General features: G+C 72.0%; 6 protein-coding genes. 4 read left to right on the forward strand and 2 right to left on the reverse strand.

What is annotated here, in order from left to right:
- Window positions 1-3: 3 nt before the first annotated feature.
- Window positions 4-1,587 (reverse strand): peptide chain release factor 3, encoded by a 1,584-nt coding sequence (locus A7B18_RS13255; protein WP_102127167.1) that lies wholly within the window; start codon window positions 1,585-1,587, stop codon window positions 4-6.
- Window positions 1,588-1,972: 385 nt separating this feature from the next.
- Between A7B18_RS13255 and A7B18_RS13260 the strand changes: the two genes are divergently transcribed.
- Window positions 1,973-3,403 carry a hypothetical protein gene (locus A7B18_RS13260; protein ID WP_102127168.1) on the forward strand — a complete coding sequence of 477 codons (1,431 nt, stop codon included), beginning with the start codon at window positions 1,973-1,975 and terminating at the stop codon, window positions 3,401-3,403.
- Here A7B18_RS13260 and A7B18_RS13265 read toward each other — a convergent pair.
- Window positions 3,393-4,316: a histone deacetylase family protein gene (locus A7B18_RS13265; RefSeq protein ID WP_102127169.1), complete on the reverse strand. Its 924-nt coding sequence runs from the start codon at window positions 4,314-4,316 to the stop codon at window positions 3,393-3,395. The two genes, A7B18_RS13260 and A7B18_RS13265, sit on opposite strands and share 11 nt — an antisense overlap.
- 35 nt (window positions 4,317-4,351) lie before the next feature.
- Here A7B18_RS13265 and A7B18_RS13270 point away from each other — a divergent pair, with 35 nt between their 5' ends.
- The 3 genes from A7B18_RS13270 to A7B18_RS13280 form a co-directional block, all read left to right on the forward strand.
- Window positions 4,352-5,365, forward strand: coding sequence for an NAD(P)H-dependent flavin oxidoreductase (locus A7B18_RS13270; RefSeq protein ID WP_102127170.1), 1,014 nt, complete (start codon window positions 4,352-4,354; stop codon window positions 5,363-5,365).
- A complete protein-coding gene (locus A7B18_RS13275; RefSeq protein ID WP_245872875.1) occupies window positions 5,356-5,907 on the forward strand; it encodes a GNAT family N-acetyltransferase in 552 nt (183 codons plus the stop codon). The genes A7B18_RS13270 and A7B18_RS13275 overlap by 10 nt, the downstream gene beginning before the upstream one ends.
- A 34-nt stretch (window positions 5,908-5,941) precedes the next feature.
- A partial coding sequence (locus tag A7B18_RS13280; protein ID WP_245872876.1) for a S1C family serine protease occupies window positions 5,942-6,626 on the forward strand: 685 nt, incomplete at its 3' end.

Below are 6,626 nucleotides of genomic sequence, written 5' to 3' on the forward strand. Positions count from 1 at the left end.
CCATCAGACCCGCGTGAGGTCCTTCGGCAGCGGCAGGAACTCGATCTCCGGGTGCTGCTCGGCGGTGTATTCGAGGTCGTACCGGCTGCGGAAGAGCATGACCGGGCGCCCCTGGTCGTCCTCCACGTGCCGGGCGAAGCGGGCCACGCTCCCCGCGTCCCCGGCCAGCCAGCGGACGAGCTGGTACGAAGTCACGTGCATCTCCACCTCCACCCCGTACTCCTCCGCAAGCCGGGCCTGGAAGACCTCGAACTGGAGGGGGCCGACCGCGCCCAGGTAGGGGTCGCGCGCCCCATCGGTGGGGTAGAAGACCTGCACCACGCCCTCTTCCGCGAGCTGCGTCAGGCCCTTCATGAACGCCTTGCGCTTGCCCACGTCCCTCAGGCTGAGGGTGGCGAAGGTCTCCGGGGTGAAGCGGGGAAAGCTCGGCAGTTGCACCTTCGGGTCCACGCTCACCACGTCGCCGATCTGGAAGACGCCGGGGTTCACCAGCCCCACGATGTCGCCGGGGTAGGCGTCCTCCACCTTCTCGCGGTCCTGGGCGAAGAGGGTGTGCGCCTGGCTGAGGCGCAGCTTGCGCCCGGTGCGGGTGTGGGTCACGTCCATGCCGCGCTCGAAGTGGCCGCTCATCACCCGCATGAAGGCGGTGCGGTCGCGGTGAGCCCGGCTCATGTTGGCCTGGAGCTTGAAGACGAAGCCCGCAAAGGGCGCGTCCGGCTCACGCTCGCCCACGTTCGTCTCCACCGGGCCGGGCGGCGGCGCGAGGTCCACGAAGTTGGCCAGGAAGTGCTCCACCCCGAAGTTGTTCATCGCCGAGCCGAAGAAGACGGGGGTGAGCTCGCCGGACAGAAAGTCGGCAGGGTCGAACTCCGGCATGGCGCCCTGAATGAGTTCCACGTCCTCCCGCAGCTTGGCGGACAGGTCAGGGCCCACCAGTTCGACCAGCTTCGGGTCGTTCAGCCCCGCCGTCTGCACGGGCGCCCGGTGCTTGCCGCCCGAGGTGCGCTCGAAGGTGAGGACCTGCCCGGTCTGGAGATCGTACACGCCCTTGAAGTCGGGACCGTCGCCGATGGGCCAGGTCAGCGGCACGGCGGTGATTTTCAGCGTCCCCTCCACCTGGGAGAGCAGGTCGAAGGGGTCCAGCGCGGGGCGGTCCATCTTGTTCACGAAGGTGAGGATGGGGATGCCCCGGTTGCGGCACACGGCGAAGAGCTTCTCGGTCTGCGTCTGCACGCCGCGCGCCGCGTCGAGGACCATCAGGGCGGAGTCGGCGGCGGTCAGCGTCCGGTAGGTGTCCTCGGAGAAGTCCTGGTGGCCCGGCGTGTCGAGGAGGTTGATGTGCCGACCGGCATACTCGAAGGTCAGCGCCGAGGAGGAGATCGAGATACCGCGCTGCTGCTCGATGCTCATCCAGTCGGACTTCGTGTGCGCGCGGCCTTCCTTGGCGGTGACGGAGCCCGCCTCCTGGATGGCGCCTCCGTAGAGGAGCAGCTTCTCGGTGATGGTGGTCTTGCCCGCGTCGGGGTGGGAGATGATCGCAAACGTCCGGCGACGCGCGATCTCGTTCATCAATTCTGGGGTGGTCATGGGAGGAAACTCCTGCGGGCAGGGGTGGGGCCCGGTGTGGGTGAAGAGTCGAGAGTACACTCCTGCGACTCACGCTTACGGGGGCGGGAGGAGGAGCGTCATCCCTCTATGATACCGCTTCTCGCGCCGCTCTTTGCGCGCTGTGGAGGCGCTCCTCCTCTTCAGGCACCTCTCCCCCACTCCTCCGGTCTCGGACTCCATCCCCCGGAGGTCAGGGAGGGGCGGCGGCTGGGGCGAGACCAGGAGACCGGGACTTGAGGACCTCACGTTGGGTTTTTCCCGGAACGGTAAATCACCTTCCCGGCCCCTGGCCCTGACCGCCGATCAGGACAGCTCCCTGTTTCGCCTGGAGGGGCGCCTGGGCGGGAGCTGTGTACACTGCGTCATGCCCCACAACCCCGTCCGCGTGCTGTCCCGGGCCTTCCAGGCTGGGCTGTTCGGCCTCACGCTGCTGGGCTCGGCGGTGGCCGCGACGACCCAACCGTTCGTGATGCTGCCGCAGAACATCGAAAAGCAGCAGACCAAACGCAGCTCCGTGCAAAAGGACGCCAGGGGAAACCTGCACGCCGTGTACAGCACGCTGGACGGCGACGTGCGCTACGCGACCTGCCAGGGGGCCTGCACGTCGGAGGGCGCCTGGAAATCCGAGCGGATCATCTGGACGCCGAATCTGCCCCCCGACGGGTTTGTCGTCCCCAAGCTGAGGGTGGCCCCCGACGGCAGCCTGCACCTGGGCCTCTACGTGAATGCCAGCGGCCTCCTGACCGAGGAGGGCAAGGTCTACTACGTGCGCTGCACCTCGGGCTGCCTGAAGGAACCGAACTGGAAACTGAGCCCTGTGACCAAGCGCTATTACAACCTCGCCCCCCCGCTGGACAGCGAGTGGTTCACCCTGGACCCGCAGGGCCGCCCGCGCCTGGCCTTCGTGGACAACATCGGCGTGGACCTCTCGGACCGGATCGGCGCCCCGAACGCGAAGGCGCTGTGGCTGGGCTGCGACCGTGCCTGCACCACCGCCTCGTCGTGGAAGACCGCCGTGCTGGACTTGCCGCCCACCGGCATGTCCGGGGCGACCACCCTGACTTACGACGCGCGGGGGGTGGCGCACCTGCTCGCCTATTTCCGCACGCCCGAAGAGGCGAGAACGGAGCTGCTCTACACCCAGTGCGCGCGCGACTGCCAGGAGGCCCGCAACTGGAGCCCCAGAGTCACGCTCGCCAGCGACCTGTACAGCCCGAACGTGGCCCGCTCGTGGAGCGTCTCCGTGACGCCCGAGGGGGCCCTGTACGTGCCCGTCTACCTCGGCAGCACGCTGACCAAGAAGGGGCGCGAGGAACTCGACCTCCTCACCTGTGCCCGGAACTGCACCACCCGGAGCGGCTGGCAGCGGGTGAGCCTGCGCACGGCGGCGAAGATTCCGGCCTCGGTCCTGACCTTCGGCGCGGGCGTGGACAGCGAGATCGTCGGGGGCAAACTGATCCTGTCCTTCACCGCCCGCCTGCGAACCCAGCCCGCCGCCACCGAGGTCATGAAGCTGACGTGCCAGGGCGACTGCGGCGCGAGGACCGCCCGCTGGACGAGGAGCACCGCCGCCTCCACGGCGACCTTCAAGCTGCCGAACCAGGGCAACTGCCTGTTCGTCGGGACGGGCGTGGAGCCGCACACCGACGTGACCCCAGGCGGGCGCGTCACCTTTACCATCGCGCCCACCTGGGGCTGCCAGGGGACCGACTACATCGTGTACCGCGGCGGAAATCCGGAATATCGGTCGTTCTCGGACATGAAGTGGCTGAACTACGTGGTGATCAGCCGCTGACGGGGCGGTACGCCTCCAGCAGCGCGTCCAGCGTCCCCAGCCGCGTCTCGATCAACTTCTCCGGGTCCCGGTTGTAGCCGCCCGCCATCACGGTCACGAGGGGGACCCGCGTGCGGGCTGCCCAGCGGAAGACCCGTTCGTCCCGCTCCCGCACCCCGGCGGGCGTGAGGGCGAGGCGGCCCAGTTGGTCTTCTCCCAGCACGTCCGCCCCCGCGAGGTAGAAGGCGAAGTCGGGGCGGAAGGCGGCCACGGCGGGGGCGACCCGTTCGTCCAACGCGGCGAGGTAGGCCCTGTCCCCGGTGCCGTCGGGCAAGGCCACGTCCAACCCACTCCGCTCCTTCTGAAAGGGATAGTTGTTCGCCCCGTGGACGCTGACGGTCAGGGCGCGGGGTTCGCCTGCGAGCATGGCCGCCGTCCCATTGCCCTGATGCACGTCGAGGTCGAGGATCAGGAGGCGCGTGGCGTGTCCGCCGTCGAGGAGCCAGCGCACGGAGATCACCACGTCGTTGAGGAAGGAAAAGCCCTCGGCCCGGTCGTGGTAGGCGTGGTGCGTCCCACCGCCCAGATTCACGCCGAAGCCGTGGGTCAGGGCGTCCCGCGTGGCCGCCAACGTCGCACCGCTGCTCGCCAGACCGCGCTCGACGACCGCCGGGTTCCAGGGAAAACCGAGGGCCCGTTCCTCGGCGCGCGTGACCTCTCCCCGCCGCCAGCGGGCGAGGTAGGCGGGGTCATGGACGCGCTCGGCGTCGGCCCAGTCGAGCAGGGGCGCGTCGAGGAGGGGGAGGCGTTCGGCGGCCCCGGCGAGCAGGCGCCCCAGGAACTCGCGGGGGAGGAACTGTCTTCGGGGCGGCGGGGTGCCCGCGTAGGCCGCGCGGCGAAAGGCGGTCCAGGCGCGGGGGAAGGGTGAGGTCACGCCCCCAGGCTACGGCGTGCGGCTAAGCTGGCGGGGTGAGCGGCCCCATGGAACGCCTCGGCCTGCGCGTCCCCGTCGTGCAGGCCCCGATGGCGGGCGGGCCGACCACGCCCGCACTCGTGGCGGCGGTGTCGGAGGCGGGCGGGCTGGGCAGCCTAGGCGCGGCCTACCTGACGCCGGGGCAGATCGCGGAGGCGGGGACGGCAGTGCGGGCGCGGACGGGGCGGCCCTTCGCGGTCAACCTGTTCATCCCCGACCCCCTGCCGGGCGTGACGGAGGCGGAGGTCGCGGCGGCGATGGCCGACCTCACGCCCCTGCACGCGGAGCTGGGGCTGGTCCCACCGACCCTCCCCCAGTGGGTGCGGGAGGACTTTGAGGAGCAGTTCCGGGCGGTGCTGGAAGTGCACCCCGCCGTCTTCTCCTTCGCGTTCGGGCGGCTCGGCGGAGCGGAACTCGCAGCCCTGCGGGACAGAGGCATCCTCGCCGTCGGCACGGCGACCGGAGTGTTGGAGGCTCAGGCACTCGGGGCGGACGGGGTGGACGCCGTGGTGGTGCAGGGCGGCCCGGCGGGCGGACACCGGGGCGGCTGGGCGCACGACGAACTCGCCGACACCTTGACTCTGACCCGGGCGGTCGTGGGCGCGGTTTCTATTCCGGTCATCGCGGCGGGCGGCCTGATGGACGCGGCGGGCGTGCATTCGGCGCTGGAGGCGGGAGCGAGCCTCGCCCAGTGCGGCACCGCCTTCCTGCGGGCGACCGAGGCGGGGACCTCCGCCCCCTACCGCGCGGCGCTCGCGGCGGCGGGGCCGGGGGACACCACCCTCACCCGGGCCTTCAGCGGCAGGGCGGCGCGCGGTCTGGTGAACCGGGTGACGGCCACGGTCGGGCACCCTCTGCCCTACCCCCTCCAGAACGCGCTGACCCGCGAGCTGCGCGCCGCCGCCGCACGGGCAGGGCGGGCCGAGTTCCTGAGCCTCTGGGCGGGCCAGGGGGCTCACCTCGGGCGGGAAGGGTCGGCGGCGGAGCTTCTGGAGAGCCTGTGGTCCTGACGGTCAGCCTGCGCCCCCTGCGCCCGGGTGACGAGGAGGCCGCCGTGCGCTGGGCCGCCGACCCCGAGTTCTGCCGGGCGGCGGGGTGGACGCCGGGCCTGGCGCCGCGCCTCGTGCGCGAGCACTGGCGGCCCATCGTGGCGGGGGCGTGGCCGGATTTCCTGCGGCTGGGGGTGGAGCTGGGCGGGCGGCTCGTCGGGTACGTGGACCTGGCGAACCTCACGCGAGAGGCGGGCGAGTTCGGCATCGGGATCGGGGAGCGGGCGCGGTGGGGCCGGGGCGTGGGGCGGGAGGCGGGGGGGCAGATGCTCGCCCTCGCCTTCGGGCCGCTGGGGCTGGAGGCTGTCACCGCGCAGGTGTACGCGCCCAACCGCCGCTCGCACGCGCTGATGCGCCGCCTGGGCTTCCGTGAGAACGGACGCGGCGAGCCGGAGCCGTACCGGGGCGAGGTCGTGGAGGTCGTGCGGTACGCGCTGACCCGGGAGGCGTGGGCCACCCACCCTGGCCGTTCGGGGGGGACCGTCCCCTCCCCGTTCGCCTGAGGAGAAGTTCCCTCCGGGGGCGCACCCTGGGGGCATGACGAACTTTGCAGAACTTTCCAGCCAGATGGCCGACGCCGTACAGCAGACCGCCGCCAGCGTCGTCACCGTCCACGGGGCGCGGCCCGTCAGCGGCACGGTCGTGGCGTCCGAGGGGGTCCTCACGGTCGCGCACGTCCTGCACGCCGACGAACTCAGCGTCCGCACCCCGGACGGCGGCGAGCTGACGGCCACGGTCGTGGGCCGTGACCCGGGCAGCAACCTCGCCCTGCTGAAGGTGCCGGGGCTCAGCGTGCCGCCCCTGGCGCCGAGCCCGGGAGTGCGGGTGGGCGAACTCCTCCTCGGGGTGGGCCGCCCGCCGCACGGGGTCCAGGCCACCCTGGGCCTGATGGAACGCTCGGCCCTCACCCGGGGCTGGCTCACCACCGGGGCCGCGCCCTTTCCGGGCGTGAGCGGCGGGGCGCTCGTGGACGCCCGCGGCGGTCTGGTCGGCCTCCTGAACGCGGGGGAGGTGCGCGGCACCCTGCTCGCCGTCCCCGCCGAGCGGGCGCTGCGGGTGGCCGACCTCCTGGCGACCACGGGCCGGGTGCCGCGCGGTTACCTGGGCGTCGCCACCCAGCCCGTCCACCTTCCGGGGGAGCGCCGCGCGGGCGCGGGCGAGTCGGACGACCGGCGCGGCGAACGCGGCCCGCGTGGGCGCGACTTCGGGGGCCGTGGGCCGG

The organism is Deinococcus planocerae (genome assembly GCF_002869765.1).
In the GTDB taxonomy this organism is placed as follows: domain Bacteria; phylum Deinococcota; class Deinococci; order Deinococcales; family Deinococcaceae; genus Deinococcus; species Deinococcus planocerae.